Origin of the sequence: Paraburkholderia sp. PGU19 (assembly GCF_013426915.1) — a bacterium.
Lineage (GTDB): Bacteria > Pseudomonadota > Gammaproteobacteria > Burkholderiales > Burkholderiaceae > Paraburkholderia.
In genome coordinates this window covers 1,098,437-1,119,411 of sequence record NZ_AP023180.1, presented here as the reverse complement: position 1 = coordinate 1,119,411, position 20,975 = coordinate 1,098,437, and the positions used below count along the sequence as shown (strand labels likewise).

Sequence of the window (20,975 nt, the reverse complement as noted above, 5' to 3'; positions counted from 1 at the left end):
CCCCGCACAGGGGCGACGCATGAAGCAGGCTAACGCATCGCGGATGCCAGCGCAAAGGCAAGCCGCGGATGCCAGCGCAAACGCAAACCGCGAATGCCAGCAAAACGCCAACCGATCTGCAGTTCAACAGGACGGCGAAGCAATTTCCCCGATATTTTAGCCACCTGTGGCGATGCTCAAGTGCGCACACTGGCAAAGCGGAAGCATCCAGAAAACCGACAGCACGACCCGTGCCATGCAACCGCACAACCCCGCATTGTGGCGTTTCAATGAAAAAAATCATAAAGAATCGGGGCACCTGCGCCACTATCCCCTGTCGTAACCCACGAACCTTCTACAATCACCGAAACGAAGCCACTAGCACCACTAGCACAGGAGCAAGCTGATGCAGGATCCAGAAGCACTCGGCGGGTTGTCCCATCAGGGCGGCGTGGACTATCGCGGCGAGGAAAACGACGGCGCGTTCATCGCGCCTGAAAACCTGAACGTCGCGAGCGCGACCCAGCACGTGCTGAAGTCGGGCGGCACGTTTATCGTCAACGATCCCTCGGCGACGTCACAGGTCACGACGACGGCCTGTTCGTCAACGACACCCGCGTGCTGTCGCAGCTGCGTCTGACCTTTGGCGGACGCGCGCCGTCGCTGCTGTCAGGCAGCGTCAGCAGCGACAACACCTCATTCACCGCGCATCTGACCAACCGTCCGCTGCCGCCGCTCGGCGGCAGCAGCACGCCGGAGGGCGTGATTCACGTCGAGCGCGTGCGCGTGCTGTCGGGCACGGTGATGAACGAAGCGATCGAACTCACCAATTACGGCACGACAGACGCCGTCGTGCCGCTGTCCATCTCGTTTGCCAGCGACTTCCGCGACATGTTCGAAGTGCGCGGCCTGAAGCGCGCGAAGCAGGGCAAGGTCGAAACGCCACGCGTGCACAAGAACGAAGTGCTGCTCGGCTACATCGGTCTCGACGACGTGGCGCGCCACGTGCGCGTCGCATTTTCGCCGATGCCCGACAAGCTGCTCGCCGACCGCGCCGATTATTCGGTGAAGCTGCCCGCCCAGGCGTGCGTGTCGATCTATCTGTCAGTGGCCGTGCAGGTCGCGGCGCACAAGGGCGAGCCCGACATCCACGTGCCGCAATCGACGCATACCGTGACTGAACTGCACGTCTCGCAGGTCGACGCGGCGCGGCCGCGCGTGGGCCGCACGGCCGTGCGCGCGGCACTCGTCGATGCCCACCTGGTGATGCGCGAGCGGCGCCGCGCGTCGGCGCGCGTGCGTTCGAGCAACCCGTTGTTCAATGCGTGGATCGACCGCTCGCAGGCGGACCTGAATCTGCTCACAACAGATCTCGCCAGCGGGCCGTATCCGTATGCAGGCATTCCGTGGTTCTCGACGCCCTTCGGGCGCGACGCGGTCATCACGTCGCTGCAGATGTTGTGGCTGCAACCCGGCCTTGCGCGCGGCGTGCTGCGCTTTCTCGCCGAGCATCAGGCGATGGAAGATTCCGCGTTCCGTGACGCCGCCGTCGGCAAGATCATGCACGAAATGCGCCGCAGCGAAATGGCGGCGACGGGCGAGGTGCCGTTCGCGCTGTATTACGGTGGCGTCGATACGACGCCGCTCTTCATCGTGCTCGCGGGCGCCTACGTGGCGCGCACGGGTGACACGCAGCTAGTCGATGAGCTGTGGCCCGCGCTCGAACGCGCGGCGAAGTGGGTGGCGGGCGTATGCGACCGCAATATCTACGGGCTGCTCGATTATCAGCGCGCATCGGACGGCGGTCTTGCGAACCAGGGCTGGAAGGACAGTCACGACTCCGTCTTCCACGCGGACGGACGCTTCCCCGAAGGGCCGATCGCGCTCGTCGAGGTGCAGGCCTACGCGAGCGCCGCCTTCGACACGATGGCGCAGTTCTCGATGCTGCGCGGCCAGTCCGACGACGCGGTGCGCTACACGCAGCGCGCCACGGCGATCCGCGCGTGCGTCGAAGACAAGTACTGGATGGACGATTCGAAGTTTTACGGCATCGCGCTCGACGGCAAGGGCGATCTGTGCCGCGTGCTCGCATCGAACGCGGGTCATCTGCTCGCGTTCGGGCTGCCTTCGCGCGAACGCGGCGAGGCCGTCGCGCGCGCGCTCGAATCGACGCTCTTCCACACGGGCTGGGGCGTGCGCACGCTGGCGGCGGGCCAGCCGCGCTTCAATCCGATGGCGTATCACAACGGCTCGGTCTGGCCGCATGACAACGCGCTCTGCGCGCGTGGTCTCGCGCGCTACGGCGCGAAGGCGGCGGCCGTGCGTCTGCTGCAGGCGCTCTTCCAGGCGGCCGTCAACTTCGACATGCGTCTGCCCGAGCTGTTCTGCGGCTTCCCGCGCCGTCGCGGCGAACCGCCCACGGCGTACCCCGTCGCGTGTCTGCCGCAGGCATGGGCGGCCGGCTCGCCGTTCATGATGCTCGAAGCGTGTCTGGGCATGACGATCGACGCGCAAAAGCGCGAAGTGCTGATCGAGCAGCCCATGTTACCCGAAGGCATCGACTGGCTCGAGATCGGCGATCTGCGCGTCGGCGACGCGTCGGTGTCGATCACGTTCCGGCGCGTGGCGGGCAAGGTCGTGGCGTCGGCGGAGCAGGGCGATGTGCGGGTGATCGCGCTGCTATAAGCCGGCAGCGGAGATCGGCCCTTGGGCCTTCGACGGAGCGCGATATGCCGCAACAGAACGTCTATGTCGTGTTCAAGGGCGCGCTGAAGCTCGGCGTGCCTTTTCTCGACGGCTACAAGGGCGATCCGCACTATGTGATCGTCGTCGATGATCCGGCGGGCGGAGAATTCAGGCTTGTCACGAATGTGAAATCGGACAGTTCGCTCACGGGGCCGGCTGGCTATCACGTGCTGTATTCGTGGAGCCAGTATTTCGACCACCCGATGGTGGCCGATCTCGCGAAGCTGCCGCCTGGCCTGACGCAGGCCGGGTTTCCGAAGCTCGACTATGTGCATGATCCGCGTCTGGTCGATCTGTCGACCATGCGGCCCATCACGCTCGATACGGCGAACGAGCAGAACGACATCAACGCGCTCGTCAACGACATGCTGCAACTGGATATGTCGGCGGCGCCCGTCGACTATCTGTATCCCGGCAAGAGCGGCAACGACATGCGGCGCGGCTGGAAGCCCACGAAGAACGTCACCGTGTATGGTTTCGGCTTCCTGTTCGAGCCCGAGCACGACGGCTTGCACGAAACGCATATGAATCAGGGCAATCCGAAGCCGCAGCCCGGCAGCGGCGTCAGGGATCATTCGTCGGAGAACGGCACGTTTCAGGACGGCGCGGTGATGGTCGAAGTGGACGGGCGCTTCCAGGCGCTGTTCGTCGCGTTTCAGACCCAGCTCGTGCCGACCGACAACCGGGGCTGGCCGATTCCCGGCACATCGCATCCGATTCTCGGCTAGTGTCTGGATTTCAGTCGGCCGCCATCAATTCGAAGATTGCCGTTGGGGTCCTTGAAGACGATCGAGTGACCCGGCTTCCCGTCCGCCGTCTTTCGCGGCGTCGGACCTTCGCGTCCGGTGTGAGCAGAAATCCATCCACCGCGTCGCATCCGTCTTTCCCGTTCTCTAATTCCCGTCTCATTCTGCAAAGGCAAGATGTTCTCCACCGAGCCCGGATGCGGGACGCCACAGCAGGAGAACGACATGGAAGCCAAAGCAGAAACGATCCATCGCCCGTATGTCGATGCATTACTGAGCGAACTGAAAACGCGCGCCTATCAACCCGTCATCCGCTATCAGGGAAAAGACGTCACGAGAGGCGAGTTGCGCAGCGCGATTTTCCGCTATGCCCGGGCGCTCGGCGCACTCGGCATAGGCCGGGGCGCGGTGGTCGCGCTCCATGCGCCGAATCGCCCCGATGCGCTGGCCGTTCGCTATGCGGCGAACCTGCTCGGTGCGGCCACCATGTTCCTGCCTGTGCTGGCGAGTGCCGAAAGCCGCGCGAACCTGCTCGCGCGAATCAGACCGACCCTTATCGTCGTGTTTCCGGAGACCGCCCATCTGGTTCGCGATGCAGTCGATCAGCGCATCGTTTCCATCGGCTACGAGAGCCCATGGGTGCATCTCGACAGGTTCGCCAGCGTGCAGTCGGACCAACCGCTCGAAAGCCGGGCGATGCCGCACGAACTCGCGGTGATCGTTTCCTCAGGCGGCACGACGGGCGTGCCGAAAGCGAGTCGCCGCTCGTTTGCCGCATATTCCGCGATGGTGGTGTCGGCGCGCGACGCGAAGCGTCGTCAACTCATCAATGGTCCGCTCGCGTACCTGTCGCAAGTCCTGCTCGATACGACCTTGATCGGCGGCGGGAGTGTCGTGCTCGAACGGGAGTACAGTGCGACGGCAACGCTCGCAATGATCGAGTCTGAACGGATCACGGATGTCTTTCTCGTCGAGCCTCAACTCTTCGAGATGATGGATCACCCGGACGTCAGCCGTCGCGATCTGTCGTCGCTGCGCTGTATTGCGCATGTGGGTGGCTCGGCGCCGGCGGCCCTGCGGCAACGCGCGGCCAGGCGTCTCGGCCCGGTGCTCGCGCATATGTATGGCGCAAGCGAAGCGGGACTCGTCAGCGTACTGCCGCCACCCGACTATGCGACGAATCCGGCGCGTCTGGAAAGCGCCGGGCGTATCCGGCCTGGCGTCGAGGTGCGTTTGCGCTGCGCCGACGGTTCGCTCGCGGCCAACGGGCACCCCGGCAGCATCGAGGTCCGGTCGGCTGCCGTGGCGCACGGATACCGGAATCAGGCTGTCGAAAGCGCGCAGAAGTTCAGGGACGGCTGGTACCTGACGGGCGACGTCGGCTTGATCGACGATGGTGGTTATCTTCATGTGATTGGCCGTTCATCCGACGTCGCGGAAATCGATCAGCGCACCATCGGTCCCGTGCATATCGAAGATGTTCTCTGCCGGTTACCAGACGTGCGTTATGCCGTGGCATTCGCGGCGAATACCCAGGATGGCGAGCATGCATGGAATGCCGTCGTCGAGCCCTGGGCCGGACAGCGAGTGGATGTCGCGCGATGCACGCGTGCCCTGAACGCCGCGTTCGGCGATCTGGTGGCGAACGCGGTCAGGTTGTCGGAGGCTGGCGCGATACCGCTCACTGAACAGGGCAAGGTGGACAGAGCCGCGATCGAAACGGTGCTGTTCGCTCAGCCGCGTGCCGCCATCGACAAGCCGCCGCTCCGTGCGCATCGGCCGATGAGCGAGCGCCTTGGCGCCCGTTGATGCAATCAGGGGCATGCCATCAGCGTGAGGAGATGAACATGCCCACTCGTGCACACGGGAGAAGCGCAATAGCAAAGCAAAAGGTCTTCGCGATCGACTCATGCAGAGCTAATTCAGCGTCTTTACGATGCACGGTCATACCGGCTGACACATGCCGGTTAATCGTCCCCGCAGTCGCAACGCTTGCGACGATTCTCGCTTTCTCAATTCATGGAGTGTCTTATGAAGCCCTCGAAAATCCTGATGGTCCTGGTCTGTCTGGTTGCCGCTCAAGCGGCTAGTGCGCAGGCAAAGACAGTGACGCCCGCAAAAATGACCTGCGCCGATTATGTCTCCGTCGATGAGGTGTATCGACCGGCTCTCGTTTATTGGGTCGCCGGTGTCGACAAGCTCGGTATCAAGGAGACGGATACGATGGTCGTCGATACCGCGCATCCCGCTGCGGAGACCGTAGCCGAAGCATGCAGCAAAGATCCGCAGACTCCATTTGTGTCGAAAGTCAGGTCCATGATCAAGGCGAAGAAGATTTCGCTCTTCCAGCATTCGTAATGACACTGCCGGCGGCTCTGGCCGAAGTCGTTCGGCAGCACGCATCAGGCTCCCGTTACGCTCACTATCTCCGGCATGCAGGCGGTCAAGTTTCATTGGTCAACGGAGCAGTTGAACGTGGCGGGATTCGAGTATGTGTGTGGAGGGCAGACGAGGTTGACAATAAATAGATGACCAGTTATCTTGTTATCCATCGACTCAACGGAGATCACGAAGTTGCCACGTCCTGCCAATCCTCAAGTACGTTCGCGTCTGCTGTCAGTAGGGCGCGATGTGGTTCACGACCGTGGTTTCAACGGCTGCGGCGTGCAGGACATCACGACGGCTGCGGGCGTGCCGAAGGGCTCGTTCTATAACTACTTCGAAAGCAAGGAAATGTTTGCGGCCGAAATTCTCGAAGACTACTGGCAGTCAATCGAAGACCGCCATGGTCCGATTCTGTACGACGCGCGAATCAGGCCGCTCGCGCGCATTGCGAAATTCTTCCGTGCATTGACGGACGATCACAGCAAGAGTGACTTCGCGTTGGGTTGTCTGATTGGCAACCTGTCACTGGAACTGTCGAACGCCAGCGACGAGGCGCGCTCGAAACTCCTCGCCTTGCTCGCCCGCTGGCAAGAGGCACTTGCAGCCTGCTTGCGCGAGGCACAGGAGCGCAATGAACTGGACCGCAAGCAGAACGCGGACGAACTCGCGGCGATCGTGATCGAGGCATACGAAGGCGCAGCCATGCGCGGCAAGATCGAGCAGAGCGGCAACGCATACGAACGTTTCGAGAAGGTCGTATTGCCGCGGCTGCTTCGTTAAGTTTTTTTTGCCTGTTTTATAAAGCGACCGGTCATCTATGTTTTGCGTGCGTCCATGCATTGCGCGGTTGCGGTGTTCCTATGTGGTGACCTTTATATGGAGAGTTTTATGAGTAACACGAACCAGCCAGCGCAAGAGAACGCAAATCCGTACGCCGATCCTGCGAATCCGGCTTTGCCGCAGACGGGCTTCAAACTCGACCCCGCGAGGGCGGCACTGGTGGTAATCGATCCGCAGAATGATTTCCTCAGCCCGTCAGGGGCGAGCTGGTCGGTATTCGGACCGAGCATCACCGAGAACAATACGGTCGCAAATCTGGGGCAGCTGTTCAAGACGGCGAAGCAGGTTGGCCTCACCGTGGCGGTTTCGCCGCACTATTACTATCCGTGCGACCACGAGTGGCATTTTGGCGGTCCGCTGGAAAAGGTGATGCACAACATCTGCATGTTCGACCGCAAAGGGCCGAACACGCTCGAGGATTTCGAGGGATCGGGCGCGGACTTTCTTGACGAGTACAAGCCGTACATCCTCGACGGCAAAACCATCATCGCATCGCCGCATAAGGTGTATGGGCCGGAAACGAACGACCTCGCGTTGCAACTTCGCAAGAAGGGCGTGTCGCAGATCATTCTCGCCGGCATGGCGGCGAATCTTTGTATCGAATCGCACTTGCGCGAGTTGATCGAACAAGGGTTCGAAGTTGCCGTGGTGCGTGACGCTACTGCAGGTCCTCGATTGCCGGACGGCGATGGCTATCTGGCCGCGATCATCAACTTCCGTTATCTCGCGCACGCGCTTTTGACGACGGAGCAGACGGTTCGGGAACTCACGTCCTGAGCGGACCCGGCACGAATCCGATGCGCAGCGTTTGCTGCGCTTTCGCTGCTGGATCGTCGGCTGCGTGCGTTGCTTCGCTGCACATTGAACGATGACAACGCGTGGTTTCTTCATTGCACTCACGCGAATAACGAAAGTGAAAATCGGTCGTTAACCGACAAAGAATGCATCCCTATACTGGCACGTTTATTGGTCGACGAAACGTCGACGCCCGGCATGCTCATGCCGGTCTGCATGTCCAGTACAAGGAACCACGAATGTCCGCTCAAGACCTCACGGATCGTGCCGCACGTGCACGCCTTCAGACGACGCTCGCCGGCTTGCCCGCGCTCGCGGAAGCCATCGGTGAAGGCGCTGCGTCGCGCGAGGCGCAGCGCGAGTTGCCAACCGACGGCTTCGCGCTGTTCCGGCAATCGGGGCTCGGGCGTTTGCGCTTGCCTGTCGAATGGGGCGGCCTGGGTGGCTCGCTCGAAGACGTGTTCGATGTGATCGCCACGCTCGCTGCCGGGGAAAGCAACCTCGCGCACGCGCTGCGCATTCATTTCGACCAGACCGAGGCGTTGCTGCTTCAGCCGCGCACGGCGTTCAACGCGTTGCAGATCGAGCGCGTGGCCGATGGCGCGATTTTCGGTGGCGCTTCGACGGAACTGGGCACGTCACGCCCCGGCGAGATCACGACGCAACTGCGCCGAGACGGCGAGCACTACCGCTTGAGCGGCCGCAAATACTACGCGACGGGCACGGCGTTCTCCGATTTCGCGCGGCTGAACCTGCAGGATGAGAACGGCAATCCCGTGGTCGCCATCGTGCCTGTCAAACGCGAAGGCTTTCGCGTGCTCGACGACTGGGATGGCATGGGACAACGGATGACGGCAAGCGGCAGCCTCGAATTCGACAACCTGCTGGTGCTTGCGGACGAAGTTACGCCGCGCGTGCAGACCACCTTGTCCGGCCGTCACGGCGGCGCGCTGCGGCAGTTGCATCTCGTCGCAGTGGGCGCGGGGATCGTGCGCAATGTCGTCGCCGATGCCAGGCGGTATGTGCTGCGGCATGGCCGTCCCGCGCTGCACAGTCCCGCGCCATCGGCGCGCGAAGACGCGTTCATCCAGCAGGTGATCGGCGATCTGACGGCACACAGCCATACGATCGACGTGCTGGTGCGCGACAACGCGCGCGTGCTGGAGCGCTCTTCGCAGGCGATCCGCAATGGCGAGCCCGATGCGGAGGGACGCGTGCTGGAAGGCGCGCTTGCGACGGCGCGCACGCAACTGATCGTCAGCAAGCTCGCGCTGTATGCGGCCGAGCGCATGTTCGAAGCGGGCGGCGCGTCGGCGACATCGCGTGCGCATAACTTCGATCGTCACTGGCGCAATCTGCGCACCCTCTTCAGCCACAACCCGCTTTTGCATAAAGCACGCGTGATCGGCGACTACGAACTGAACGGCGTGACGACGCATCTGACGGAAGGCCGTGTTTTCTAGGGCGATTCGCTCGCGCCAGCGCGCATAGCGCGCAACGGCATATCGATGTGCCGATTTCTTCGTGGCGGCGCGCAAGCGCCGCATTCGACAATACAAACGTTACGTTCCAATCAGGTGCCTCGCGCGATGAGCCGTGATCTTCTTCTGTTGCTCGAACCGGGATTTACCGATCCCCGCCATCCGGGCGAACGTTTCATCTGTCCCGATGGCGCGCCTATCGAAGGGCTGCTCGCCAGCGACCCGGCGCGCGTCGCGAGGCTCGACGTGCGGCGCGTGCCGTTCGAGCGTCCGCGCCAGGCCGTCGTCGAAGCACTCGACGAAGCGCATCAGGGCTTGCCCGTGCTGGTGCCGGGTGACGAGCAACCCGCGCCCGCCGATGCGCAGACGTTGGGCGAGCGCCGCTTCATCACCGACACGCGCCGCATCCTCGATCTGCTCGCCGAGCGCCACGGCTTTCCGAAAGTGCATCGACGCATCAGCGAAAGCATCATGAGTGCGCGTCGCCGACGATATCGAGCACTGGTTCAACGGCGGCGCAGCGGACGGCTTCAATCTGATGCCCGACGCGTTGCCGGGCGGTCTGCAGGACTTCGTGGACGGCGTCGTGCCGATCCTTCAGAAACGCGGCATCTTTCGCACCGGCTACGAAGGCGCGACGCTGCGCGAGCACCTGGGGCTCGCGCGTCCCGACAATGCACAGCTATGGCGCAAGAGCGCCTGAGTCCACGCCCATCCACTTCCAATCTTTCCAGTCATGAGTTCACGCAAGGGTCATCTGCGCCTCGGCGCTTTTCTGTATCCGACGGGACATCACATTGCCGCGTGGCGGCATCCCGACTCGCTGGTCGACGCCGGGCGCAATTTCCGGCACTACGTGCAGCTTGCGCAGGCCGCGGAGGCCGCGAAATTCGATCTGGTCTTTCTCGCGGACGGCGCGGGCACGCGCGGCGACAACGTCGATTTTCTGAGCCGCACGGCACACAGCTATGTCGCGCAGTTCGAGCCGCTCACGCTGCTGTCGGCGCTCGCGGCCGTCACGGAACGGATCGGTCTGGTCGGGACGGCATCGACGACATTCAACGAGCCGTATCACATCGCGCGCAAGTTTGCGTCGCTCGATCACATCAGTAGCGGACGCGCGGGGTGGAATCTCGTTACGTCGTCGAGCGCGCACGAGGCGAAAAACTTCAACTTCGACGAGCATCTCGCGCATGCGCGGCGTTATGAGCGCGCGGTTGAATTCGCCGAAGTCGTCGAAGGGCTGTGGGATAGCTGGGACGAAGACGCGTTTGTGCGCGACAAGGCGTCGGGTCGCTACTTCGATCCGTCGAAGCGCCATGTGCTCGATCATCGCGGCGAGTTCTTCAATGTGCGTGGGCCGCTGAACGTCGAGCGTTCGCCGCAGGGCAGGCCCGTCGTCGTGCAGGCGGGTTCGTCCGAGGCGGGCAAGGCGCTGGCCGCGCGCACGGCGGAAGTGATCTTCACCGCGCAGCAGACGCTCGACGATGCCGTCGCGTTCTACGCGGACGTCAAAGGCCGCATGGCGGCGTATCGCCGCGTCCCGGACGATCTCAAGATCATGCCCGGCGTGATGCCGATTGTCGGCGCGACGGAAAGCGAGGCACGCGAGAAGTTCGACGCGCTTCAGGCGCTGATCGATCCTGCCGTGGGGCTTGCGCTGGTATCGACGGTAACGGGTGGCTTCGATCTGTCCGGTTATCCACTCGACGGTCCGATCCCCGAACTGCCGGAAACCAACGCCAGCAAGAGCCGCCAGTTGCTGGCGCTCGAACTCGCGCGGCGCGAGAACCTGACGATCCGCGAGCTGTATCTGCGCATCGCGGGCGCGCGTGGACACTGGCAACTGGTCGGCACGCCGGAGCAGATCGTCGATGCGCTCGAAGAGCGTTTCGTCAACCACGGCGCGGACGGCTACAACGTGATGCCGGCGCTGCTGCCCAACAGCCTCGACGATTTCATCCGGCTCGTGCTGCCGGAACTCCGGCGACGTGGGCTGTTCCGCAGCGAGTACGAAGGGCGCACGCTGCGCGAGAACCTTGGTTTGTCGCAACCTGTTTCGCGCTATGCGCGCGAAACGGTGACGCAGTGAGTTGTCGCGAGTACTTGCGTCACCCATGACGGGTGACGCATTCGATCCCATACCAGAACTATCAGAACTTCACGCGCACACCCGAGAACACCGCGACCTGACGATTCGTCGATGAAGCCGTGCCGGCGTCGGCAATCGCTGCAATCTTCTGATAACCCGTGCCGACACGCGTCGATGCATCGCCTGCCGCGAGTTGATACGCTGCCGACAGGTAAAGGTCGGTGCGCTTGGACAGCGCGTAATCGACGCCAAGCGTGAACTGATGCCAACGCGGCTTCAGGTTCGCGCCGTTGGTGCCGGGCAGATTGGTTGCGCGCCCATCCGTGTACGTGTACACGCCGATCAGCGTCAGCGCGGGCGTGAACAGATAGCGCGCGTTCAGATCGTAGTTGTTGAACTTGCGCGACGAGCCATCGCTGTAGTCGAGCTGCGTATGGCTCCACGCAAAGCCGAATGTCGCCGCACCGAGCGCGTAGCTGGTGCCCGCTGCCGCGATCTGCTGACGCACGACGCCGCCATTCAATCCATAGAAGAACGCGCCGCTGTAGTCGTCGCCGGATGTGGTCGATGCGCCGCCGATCGCGCCACCCGTGTTTGATGCGGCGTTCGGATGATTCAATACGTTGTAGCCGCCGCCGATCGAAAAAGGACCGTTCGTGTAGTTCGCGGCCACGCCCCATGCGCGGTTGTTGCTGAAGCCCGTGCCGTTGCTGCCGTTCGCCTGGTTGCTGAATGCGTAGAGGCCGTCGACGGTGAAGCCCGCAATCGTATCGCTGCGGAACTTGACCGCGTTGTTCACGCGGAAGGTCTGGTTCAGATTGTCGTTGTCGCCGATGTGTGTCGACGGCGACCAGAAGCCCGGGCCTGCATACTGCGAGACGAGATCGGTCACAGGCTCGTATTGGCGGCCAACGGTTACCGTGCCGATGCCCGTCTTCTGCACGCCGACGAAAGCCTGGCGGCCGAACAGACGTCCGCCTTGTCCCGCCGTGCCGTCGTTCGGACGGAAGCCGCTTTCCAGCGTGAAGACCGTCTTCAGTCCGTCGCCGAGATCTTCGACGCCGCGCAAGCCCCAGCGGCTGCCGTTGAGCTTGCCACTCGTCTGCTGGATGTTGCTCGCGCCTTTCTGGTTGTTGGTATAGGTGATGCCCGCGTCGACGAGTCCATACAACGTAACGGCACTCTGCGCATGCACGAGTGCGGGCGATGCAGCGGCAAGCGTTGCGGCGCTGGCCAGAACAACACGCTTCATTGGATTCCCTTTTTATTGAAGTCACATGATTAATAAGGAACCCGATGCTATTAGGGAGAACACTAAACACGAAGAAACTATTTCTAATTTGTTATTCAAATGCAATGCGATTTACAACGGACTTTCGCAGTGGAATGCAGATCAGCCGGGTACGTGAATACGTTGTGGCATAGTGACCCTCTCCCCGGACTCGCAACTTCAAGTCGATATTCATCGAGGCTCTATGATCGATTTCTCCGCCGTGGCGGCTGTGTTCTCTGTCTATATCGTCGGTGTCGTGATACCGGGGCCGAACTTCGTCGCGGTCGCGCACAAGTCGGTGTCGGCAACACGTCCCGATGCATTTGCGCTCGTCGCCGGGATCGTGGTGGTCAATCTCTTCTGGGCCACCTGTGCGATTCTCGGCGTCGGCGTCGTGTTTGCGATCTTTCCGTGGATCGCCATTGGCGTGAAGCTCGCCGGCTCGGGCTATCTGATCTGGTTTGGCCTGCGCCTCATCATGTCGGCGGGAACGCGTCCGATGGCGGTGCAAAAGCCTTCGGTGTCGTCGAGCTTTGCCTCTGCGTTCATGCAAGGCGTCGCGACCAACATTGCCAATCCGAAATCGATCGCTTTCTACGCGGCTGTGTTTTCAACGGCGGCGCCTGCGCATGTTTCCGCACCGACCTTTCTCGCGATGCTCGCTACCGTGGGCGTGGTGACGTCGTGCTGGTACGGCGGCGTCGCGCTGTTTCTGTCGCATGAGGCGGTCTCGGGCGCGTATCGCCGTGCACAGAAATGGATCGACCGTGCGTGCGGTGCGGTGATTGTCGCGCTTGGCATACGACAGGCGCTGCGCTGACCGCGCAGTCTGTTTGCGTTTGCGCAAGTGGGGGCGCCCGCAAATTGGCGAGCCCGCAAAAAGGGGTAGACTTTCGGCTACGCACGCTGAACCGGGTGCGACGGGGCGCTTGTTCGAGTCGCCCCGTCTGCCATGTGCGCAGGTTGTTTTCAGTGCTACAGCACATACGTATTGAAGACAGGCCGAACAGAATTGAGGTCCACAACCCATGCTCAAACCCGAATTCAATGACGCGGGCAGCGCGCGTCCAGAACTGCTTTGCTACCTGGTCGCAATCGCGGCAGCGTCGTACGCGCTGACGCAGGAATGGCGCGTCGATCACGTCGTCCAATGCTGCCGCCGCTGGCTCGCAAAAAACGATGTGAAGATGGACTGGCTCGATCGCGTCAGGATCGGCCAGTTCGCGTTGAAGATCGCAAGCAAGGATCTGCTGGATGCCGGCATTGCCGTGCGTCTGTCCAGCGTCAATGCGCTCTTTACGAGCGAGATGGAACTGAACGAAGCGAGCACGATGGTGCAACGGATGATGTCCTTGTGCCAGGAAGCGCTTTGAGCACGTTTCGAGCAAACGTCAGCCTGAATGGCGGGGGTTGCGCCGGGCGAACACTGTGTTGCAACTTCGATAGCTGATCGCGAGACGGGGCCAATTCATACTTCGCGATGGTCGCGCACGGCATCGTGCAGGTGCGAGCGTTCAGCTTAGAGGTTGTTGTGAATACATTTGAAGTCAATCAGGTCCTGTCAGGTCTGACTAATCTGATCAGGCAACGCGTCGCGGGTTTTGCGCGCAGACAGACCGTGCGCGCGGCGATTTTCGCGCTGGTGCCCTTGCTCATGCAGGCCTGTACCAGTGCCAGTCCCGTCATCGAGACGGGCGATGCGGGGCGATACACGCTGCACGCATCGGCGGCGGGCGGCAGCGCGGCGTGGGCGAGGTCTCACAAGGCAGTCATGCAGAGCGCAAGCAGCTTTTGCGCGCAACGCGGCGAAGTGCCGAGCGTCGTGTCCGAGTCGTCCCGGGGCGTGCGCGCGCACGAAGCTCACGAGGCCGACCTCACGTTCGAATGTCACCCGCACTTTTGACGGACGCGTCGACCAATACGCCAGACGAAACAGAAAGCCAAAAGTGCAGTTGGCGTAAGCAATCGTTAAGGATGCGCAGCTATAACGTTTGATGCAAATGCGATCTGCGCGGCGCTGCCAGTCAACGATCAGAAAAGGGTGACCCGGACTCGCTGATTCAACCGACGCCAGCGTCGATGTCCATTCAGAGGTCGCCCGTCATGCCGATCAACTCCCGCTCCCTTGGGCGTGTTTCCGCGCTTGTTCCCAGGCTTATTCCCCCGACATTTGCGCTGCTGCTTGCGACGCCAGCCCACGCCGAGTCCACCTGTCCCGACTTCGTGATCCTGCCGTCGGGCAGCGTGTTCAACATCGCGAAGCTGATCGCGGACACGGGTTCTCCGGAGGCCGCGCTCAGGAAGGTCAGGGGCGCTCTCGATCAGATCGCCGCAAACGGCGGTTGCCCGAAGTCAGTGCGGCGCGCCGTGTGTGACGAAACGATGGCGGTGGCGAGGAAAGCCGTCGTCGCGCTCGAAGCCTGCGCCGCGCATGCTCCTCAGGCTGACGGCGTGGAGAAGGACGGGCGCAGTGCATCGAAGTAGGCGGATCACTTAGCCGATCACCAAACGGCCGTGTCACGCAGACGCGTTCGTCGTGCGCAACGCGGCGCCCAGGCTGCGGATCGTTTCTCTCATGCTGGCATCCCGCACGCGCGTATAGACGGCTATTTCGATCGGCGCGAGCGGCGGCAAGCCGAGCCGGCTGCCGACATCGACGGCTCGCGGCGGGCATCCGCGCCGCGTCATGGGCGCGACCGCGAGACCCGCCATCACGGCGGCGCCCACCGTGCCGATGCCACCGCCGACAAACACCTCAGTCCATTTGATGCCGGCTTCATCCAGCGCTTTCAGCGCGTTCGCGCGCACGCCGCAAGGGGCGGACAGCGACGCGATCCGCAATGGCTCGCCGGGACTGTGCGTCCATTGCGGCGAGGCAAACCATCCACAGTGTTCGACGAACAGTTTTTCAGCGTCCCTTCGCGTGGCGTCGCGTCGTGCGAAGACGGCATCGAGTTCGCCCGAGTCGTAGCCGGCGAGCATTTCGCTCGACGCGCCGATCTTCACTTCGACCCGCAACGTAGGGTCTTGCGCGGAAATGCGCGCAATCAACGGTATCAACCCGTCCGCGGCCGTGTGGTCGATGATGCCCAGACGCAGGCTGCGCTGCGCCTGCACCGTCGGATTCAGCGCGCGGTCGTGCGCGCTCAGCAACTCCCGGGCGGCCGCGAGGAACGCCGCGCCCTCGGGCAGCAGTTGCACGCGCCGCGGCGTGCGTTCGAGAAGGCGGCGCCCGAGCCGTTCTTCGAGCCGCTTCATCTTCAGGCTGATCGACGATTGCGTGATGTCGAGCACTTCGGCGGCGCGCGTGAAGCTGCTGAGGTCGGCGACCAGCACGAATGCCTGAACGTCGTCGAGGTCGAGGCGCCGCGTCGGCGATTGATAATCGGTGCTCATGTTAGCGGCTCCAGTCATCGCGTTTTTAAATCTTAGACCGGTGGCTGTTTTTTCGCAGTAGCACCGCGATGCCTTGCCAACAACGCGGCGCGAAGCAGGAAGGCATGGCTCCAATCATTGGTGAAAATCATCGCAGAAATACTTGACGATGAATTGTTGTTATCGAAGTGCAACCCTAAGATTTGTCTCAAGCAAACGCACTTCAGGAGCTTCACATGCCAATGACCCATGTCTCGATGCGCAGCGGCAAGCCCGCCGCGTACCGCACCGCGGTTCTCGAAGGTATCCACGAAACGCTGCACACGTCGCTTGGCGTGCATCCCGACGCGTTCTTCATGACCGTCAGCGAACACGACGATGCGAACTTTCACGTCAACACGACTTTCCCGTTCGCGCGTTCGTCCGACGTGCTGCTGATCCAGATCACGCTGACAGCGGGCCGTTCAGCCGATGACAAGCAACGCTTCTATCAGGACCTCGTTGCGCGGCTCGAAAAGAACCCGGGCGTCAAACCCGCCGATGTGTTCATCAACCTCATCGAGGTGGCGGGCGAGAACTGGTCGGCAGGAAACGGACTTGCCGGACGAAGCGCAGCTTTGGCAGCGGACGGCGCGACAGCCGCCGGCACTGCCGCCTGAAACATCGCATTCCGCGTTACTCAAATCTGATTCTGGAGAACATCATGTCGAAGCAATACGCCGTTCCGCTTTCGCCCCGTGGTCTGTCGAGCATTGCGCCTCCGCCGCCGTGGCACTATTCGGGCGACTTTCTGATCGTCGAGTTCTGGGCCGATCCGGCTGCTGTGGCTGCGACCTTGCCAGCGGGTCTGAGCGTCGATCCGTCGTCGCCGGGTCACGCAACGGCGTTGTTCGTCGACTGGCAGTTCACGGGCCAAAACGATGAACTGCTGGACCCGGCGCGCTATCAGTACCGCGAGTTCTTCGTGCTCGTCGATGCGTTGTATGAAGGCCAGCCGGTCGCCTACTGCCCGTACATCTTCGTGGACAACGACTCGGCGATGATGCGCGGCTTGATTCAAGGCTTTCCGAAGCGCCTCGGCGCCGTGCACCAGACGCGCACGTTCGCCGCACCTAGCCTCGCTGCTGCGCAGGTGGCGCCGGGCGCGCGCTTTGCGGCGACGGCATCGACGGCGGGCCAGCGCATTGCGCGTGCGGAGATCAAGCTGACGGGCATGGTGGACGATCCTTCAACGGTCAGTCTCGCCGGACGTCCGATCGTGAATCTGCGTCACTTCCCGAGGCTGGCTGCCTGGCAGCATGAGACGCCCGCCGTGCACGAACTCGTGATGTCGATCATGGACGATCCGCGCATGGCCGACGTGTGGGCAGGCGAGGGGCAACTGAGCTTGCCCGTCGCAGAGGGTGAAGAGATTTCCGACCTCGCGCCCGTGCGCGTCGGCGCGGGCTATCGCCTGTCGATGTCGTACACGGTGACGGACCTGAAGACGCTGAGCGACGGCACGCAGGCTGCGTGAGACTGACGATCAGATCGTAATCGACACGAAGCCACACGGCCCGGAAGCAAGACTTCCTGGGCCGCGTGGCGCGTTACGTATCTGATCGCGCGATACGCGACGGGTGTTACGCCGCGAGCAATTCTTTGGCAGGCAACGACGCTAACGCCGAGCATCAGATCGATGTCGCGCGGACCGATACCCGCTGGTCCGCGAAGCATGTGAAGCAGCGCGGTTACGCCAGCGAGATGGAACGTGATGTTCCATGAGGGTGGGCGCGTGCTTCGCCCGATGACGGCCGCGAAGCACGCGTGACGCGCAGCGAAGGCGCGCGGTGGGGCGGTGTCAGTCTTGCGGCAGTGGTTGCCCGGCCGCTTGCCAGTGCTCGGTGACGGCCTTGTCGGTGATGCGCACCTTGGCGAGAAGGGGCACATAGCCGCGCAACTTGATCTCGCCGACAGCGAGCATTTCTGAACGGTAGATCTCCGGGGTCACTTTGGTGCCGTCCTTGAATTCGACGGTGTATCCATCGATCGGCCCCCAACGGCCCTTCGGTACGGGTTCGACATAAACGTGCAACATTTGATTTTCTCCAGCGGTATGAAAAAAAGCACTGGGCGGGTCGCACCGGCTCGCCGATCGGTCGGCGGGTCGTCGAATATCCACCTCTTGTATAAGAGAGTACCGAATCATGAGATCGCCGCGAGGCAGGAATGTGGCACGCCGAACGGATAAAAAACGTTTAAAAATCAAATGGATGCGAATCGCATTTCGCAACACGAAACGGAGTTTTCCCATGCGCATCGCTTGCACGGTGCCATGCAGCATGCGGTTTTGTGACACGGGCGGTGATTTTGCAATGTGAGATTTCGAGTGCTAGTCGTACGCGCGCACGTCGAGCGGGATTGGAAGGCCATTGCGTTCGCACGAACTACGCATCGTCTTCTTCGCGATAGACGCGAGGCATATGCAGGCACGGCGTCGTTAGAAATACCTGACCTGTTTTGCTCACGATGATCGACCCTCTCGTGTCGAGAATCGAAACGTTCAGGATGAAAACCAGGTTGGTGATGTTTCGTTTGTTGTCGGGCGTTTGCCACCACCATAGTTCGGGCATTTTCAAATAGAGCGAGTACATCCCCAAAACGCTGATTCCCGCCTCCGATGTTGGCCCCTTCTTTGTATGCATCGGGTCACAAGTCAAGATCTTGATTTTCTCCAGTTCTCCAGCGCCCCAGAAAGCGGCTGAGAAATCTCGCGCGGTCAGGCCTTCGATGGGTACGCCGTCTGCGCTACGGACCCGCACGAGCGTGGGAATCTTGATTGCCGTTTGGTCGTCGGAAGGTTCAAACATCGGACCGGCGGGTGTTGACGTAAAACCGATTGCTCCGTCAATGAGGATGTCTTCGTGTGCAAAGCGGGCCGGGATATCCACGGGTGCCTTGACGATAGTTCCAGTAACCACGGTTCACTCCTTGTTATGGGCGCAATTGCGACGCGGGACGATCTGGCTGCTTTCAAATCGTCTACGAGTGCTACTGCATTACGTTAGGTCAAGCAGGGTGATTGCGCGTTTTGAAGTGTTGGCAAGCGAACAAAACATCGTGGTTCTTCGGCAGGTTCATCGCAGCCACCCCTCAGTGGCCCGCCTCCATACCGGGTGATAACATTTGTTGTCATCCTCATCCCCCGGTACACCGTATGCCCGACACCTTCGACCAGCTCGCCGCGCTGATCCGTGGACGTTTCTCAGAACTCAGTCCGCAGTTCCAGATGGGCGCGGCGTTTCTGCTCGATCATCCCGATGAGGTCGCCGTCTCGTCGATGCGCAAGGTCGCCGAGCGCGCGCAGGTGCAACCGGCGTCGCTCGTACGGTTGTCGCAGCAACTGGGCTTTCCGGGCTGGAACGAATTGCGCGATCTGTTCGTCGCGCGGGTGCGCACGCGGCCCGAGCCGCTGACGAGCCGGGCCCGCTCGCTCGTCAAGGGTCATGCGAAGGACGCGCTCGCGCACGATCTGCTCGTCGCGCAACAGCACAATCTCGAAGTCACGGCCGCGCACAACACGCGCGTCACCGTCGAAGCGGCCAAGCTGTTGCGGCGCGCGCCGCACGTGCATGTTGCCGGGTTTCGTTCATGCTTTCCCGTCGCATTCGGTTTCGTTTATGGATACCGGCTGTTTCGCTCGTCCGTCTCGCTGCTGTCAGGCGAAGCGGGCACGCTCGAAATGCAGTTGCGCGGCATCGAACGCGACAGCGCGACCGTCGTCGTCAGCTTCGCGCCATATTCCGTCGAGGCGGCGCGCGTCGCCGAAGCCGCGCTGGAAAAGGGCAGCAAGCTGATCGCGATCACCGACAGCGCCGTGTCGCCCATCGCTTTGAACGCCGACAAGGTGCTGATCTTCTCGCACGAAAGCCCGTCGTTCTTCCCGTCGCTGGTGGCGGCGACCGCGATTGCGGAATCGCTGGTCGCGCATCTGCTCGCGCTCGAAGGTACGGACGCCGTTCAGCAACTCGAACTCGCCGAGCAGTCGCTGCACGCGAAGGGCGCCTACGTGCCCTGACGGGCGCCCGCGATCTTCAACGCCACGTTAAGGACACAGACGGGGCAACAGACGGGCGCATTGCATCGTCATTGACAACATATGTTGTAATGAACTATAAATGTGCATCGCGTGTTGATTGATGTTCGAGGTGTCGTGTGTCGAAGCAGGGTTGGGAATTGCATCGGATAGCGGGCGAGCCGTTTGAAATCGGCCGTCAGCTCGGTGAACTGGCGCGGCCGGCGTTCGATGCGTACATGCAGCAGAGCGCCGCGTGGCGCGACGTTCAGGCGTGGCGCGGGCACGCGTTCGTGCAACATCTGCGTGACGCGGCGGGCGCGCACTGTCCGGATCAACTGGCCGAGCTGGACGGCATGGCGGCGGGTCTCGGCTGGCGGGCTTACGACATTTTCCTGTGGAACTGCCGTGGTGAACTGGTCCACAACACGCCCGACGGCTGCACGACTTTCGCGGCCGTGCGCAGCAGCGACACGCTGATCGCGCACAACGAAGACGGCGATCCGTTCCTGCTTGGCAAGGGTTTGCTCGTCGATATCCAGCCGAAGGGCAAGCCCGGCTTCATCAGCTTCTATTACCCAGGCTCGCTGCCGGGCCACACATTCGCGGCGAACCGCGCGGGTCTCGTGCAGGCGATCAACAATCTGCGCATCCGTCAGCCGGTGACGGGCGTGCCGCGCATGATCCTGTCGCGCGCGGTGCTCGATGCATCGACGCTCGATCAAGCCGTGCAGCTTCTGCACGCCGCGCCGCGTGCGAGCGGCTTTCATCACACGCTCGGCGCAGCGGGCGATCGCCGCGTATTCAGCGTCGAGGCGACGGCAATGCGCTGTTCGATCGAACGCGTCGAGCGGATTGCGGGCCACGCCAATCACATGATTCATGCTGGTTGCGAAGCCGAGGCGCAAATCGTTACCGATTCGTCATGCGATCGTCAGGCGCGCGTCGGCGTGCTGCTCGAACAGCGCAGCGCGCAGATCGACGGCGACGCGCTCGTTGACATGCTGCACGACAAGGCGCCTGCGGGTCTGCCCATCTACCGCGACGACCCACGCGATCCCGACGACGAAAACACGCTCGCAACGGCGCTTTTCCAACTCCGCGACGACGGTGTCGCGCTGCGCGTTCACGCGCAACGCGCCGTCGTTTTCGAAACCTTCATTGCACGCACGGCGGCCTGAACGTCGCTGGCTTCCGCTCACTCAAGGAA

Annotated in this window: 19 protein-coding genes and 3 pseudogenes; 18 read left to right on the top strand and 4 right to left on the bottom strand. The window is 62.2% G+C overall.

Going from position 1 to position 20,975, the window contains the following annotated elements; all coding sequences use genetic code 11:
* The first annotated feature begins 385 nt into the window (after positions 1-385).
* The 10 genes and pseudogenes from H1204_RS22590 (at position 386) to H1204_RS22545 (ending at position 11,063) form a co-directional block, all read left to right on the top strand.
* A pseudogene (locus H1204_RS22590) lies at positions 386-2,664 on the top strand (amylo-alpha-1,6-glucosidase).
* A gap of 44 nt (positions 2,665-2,708) precedes the next feature.
* Entirely contained in the window at positions 2,709-3,452 is a 744-nt protein-coding gene (locus tag H1204_RS22585; protein ID WP_180732984.1) for a DUF2278 family protein, read from the top strand.
* Between the two features lie 243 nt (positions 3,453-3,695).
* On the top strand, positions 3,696-5,279 hold the full coding sequence (locus H1204_RS22580) for an AMP-binding protein (protein WP_180732983.1): 1,584 nt from the start codon (positions 3,696-3,698) through the stop codon (positions 5,277-5,279).
* 222 nt (positions 5,280-5,501) lie between these two features.
* A complete protein-coding gene (locus H1204_RS22575) occupies positions 5,502-5,828 on the top strand; it encodes an HdeA/HdeB family chaperone (RefSeq protein ID WP_180732981.1) in 327 nt (108 codons plus the stop codon).
* 216 nt (positions 5,829-6,044) lie between these two features.
* A complete protein-coding gene (locus H1204_RS22570; RefSeq protein WP_042308980.1) occupies positions 6,045-6,635 on the top strand; it encodes a TetR/AcrR family transcriptional regulator in 591 nt (196 codons plus the stop codon).
* A gap of 108 nt (positions 6,636-6,743) precedes the next feature.
* Positions 6,744-7,472, top strand: a complete 729-nt coding sequence (locus H1204_RS22565) for a cysteine hydrolase (RefSeq protein ID WP_180732980.1) — start codon at positions 6,744-6,746, stop codon at positions 7,470-7,472.
* 257 nt (positions 7,473-7,729) lie between these two features.
* Positions 7,730-8,953 (top strand): acyl-CoA dehydrogenase family protein, encoded by a 1,224-nt coding sequence (locus H1204_RS22560; protein ID WP_180732978.1) that lies wholly within the window; start codon positions 7,730-7,732, stop codon positions 8,951-8,953.
* 126 nt (positions 8,954-9,079) lie between these two features.
* A pseudogene (locus tag H1204_RS22555) lies at positions 9,080-9,421 on the top strand (DUF3088 domain-containing protein); the annotation flags it as partial.
* Between the two features lie 28 nt (positions 9,422-9,449).
* A pseudogene (locus tag H1204_RS22550) lies at positions 9,450-9,674 on the top strand (LLM class flavin-dependent oxidoreductase); the annotation flags it as partial.
* A gap of 33 nt (positions 9,675-9,707) precedes the next feature.
* Positions 9,708-11,063 carry an LLM class flavin-dependent oxidoreductase gene (locus tag H1204_RS22545; protein WP_180732977.1) on the top strand — a complete coding sequence of 452 codons (1,356 nt, stop codon included), beginning with the start codon at positions 9,708-9,710 and terminating at the stop codon, positions 11,061-11,063.
* Between the two features lie 61 nt (positions 11,064-11,124).
* Here the strand turns inward: H1204_RS22545 and H1204_RS22540 are convergent, their stop codons facing one another.
* Positions 11,125-12,315: a porin gene (locus H1204_RS22540; protein WP_180732975.1), complete on the bottom strand. Its 1,191-nt coding sequence runs from the start codon at positions 12,313-12,315 to the stop codon at positions 11,125-11,127.
* A 223-nt stretch (positions 12,316-12,538) separates the two neighbouring features.
* Between H1204_RS22540 and H1204_RS22535 the strand changes: the two genes are divergently transcribed.
* The 4 genes from H1204_RS22535 to H1204_RS22520 all read left to right on the top strand — a co-directional run bounded on the left by H1204_RS22535 (position 12,539) and on the right by H1204_RS22520 (position 14,820).
* Complete coding sequence (locus H1204_RS22535) at positions 12,539-13,156, top strand: LysE family translocator (RefSeq protein ID WP_180732973.1); 618 nt, start codon at positions 12,539-12,541, stop codon at positions 13,154-13,156.
* A 208-nt stretch (positions 13,157-13,364) separates the two neighbouring features.
* The gene (locus H1204_RS22530) at positions 13,365-13,709 is read left to right on the top strand and encodes a hypothetical protein (protein ID WP_180732971.1); all 345 of its coding nucleotides are present in this window, start codon (positions 13,365-13,367) and stop codon (positions 13,707-13,709) included.
* Positions 13,710-13,867: 158 nt separating this feature from the next.
* Positions 13,868-14,239 (top strand): hypothetical protein, encoded by a 372-nt coding sequence (locus H1204_RS22525; RefSeq protein WP_243468759.1) that lies wholly within the window; start codon positions 13,868-13,870, stop codon positions 14,237-14,239.
* Between the two features lie 200 nt (positions 14,240-14,439).
* Entirely contained in the window at positions 14,440-14,820 is a 381-nt protein-coding gene (locus H1204_RS22520) for a hypothetical protein (protein WP_243468758.1), read from the top strand.
* A gap of 33 nt (positions 14,821-14,853) precedes the next feature.
* On the opposite strand, the gene H1204_RS22515 is transcribed toward H1204_RS22520, so the two are convergent.
* On the bottom strand, positions 14,854-15,732 hold the full coding sequence (locus H1204_RS22515; RefSeq protein ID WP_180732966.1) for a LysR family transcriptional regulator: 879 nt from the start codon (positions 15,730-15,732) through the stop codon (positions 14,854-14,856).
* A gap of 215 nt (positions 15,733-15,947) precedes the next feature.
* Here H1204_RS22515 and H1204_RS22510 point away from each other — a divergent pair, with 215 nt between their 5' ends.
* Entirely contained in the window at positions 15,948-16,370 is a 423-nt protein-coding gene (locus tag H1204_RS22510) for a tautomerase family protein (protein WP_180732964.1), read from the top strand.
* 44 nt (positions 16,371-16,414) lie between these two features.
* Positions 16,415-17,227 carry an acetoacetate decarboxylase family protein gene (locus H1204_RS22505; protein ID WP_180732963.1) on the top strand — a complete coding sequence of 271 codons (813 nt, stop codon included), beginning with the start codon at positions 16,415-16,417 and terminating at the stop codon, positions 17,225-17,227.
* Between the two features lie 324 nt (positions 17,228-17,551).
* Here the strand turns inward: H1204_RS22505 and H1204_RS51490 are convergent, their stop codons facing one another.
* Both H1204_RS51490 and H1204_RS22495 read right to left on the bottom strand, forming a co-directional pair.
* A complete protein-coding gene (locus H1204_RS51490) occupies positions 17,552-18,034 on the bottom strand; it encodes a hypothetical protein (RefSeq protein ID WP_243468757.1) in 483 nt (160 codons plus the stop codon).
* 103 nt (positions 18,035-18,137) lie between these two features.
* Entirely contained in the window at positions 18,138-18,671 is a 534-nt protein-coding gene (locus H1204_RS22495; RefSeq protein WP_180732961.1) for a hypothetical protein, read from the bottom strand.
* Positions 18,672-18,907: 236 nt separating this feature from the next.
* Here H1204_RS22495 and H1204_RS22490 point away from each other — a divergent pair, with 236 nt between their 5' ends.
* Both H1204_RS22490 and H1204_RS22485 read left to right on the top strand, forming a co-directional pair.
* Positions 18,908-19,768 carry a MurR/RpiR family transcriptional regulator gene (locus H1204_RS22490; RefSeq protein ID WP_035988276.1) on the top strand — a complete coding sequence of 287 codons (861 nt, stop codon included), beginning with the start codon at positions 18,908-18,910 and terminating at the stop codon, positions 19,766-19,768.
* 137 nt (positions 19,769-19,905) lie between these two features.
* Positions 19,906-20,946: a C45 family peptidase gene (locus H1204_RS22485; RefSeq protein ID WP_180732960.1), complete on the top strand. Its 1,041-nt coding sequence runs from the start codon at positions 19,906-19,908 to the stop codon at positions 20,944-20,946.
* Positions 20,947-20,975: the final 29 nt, after the last annotated feature.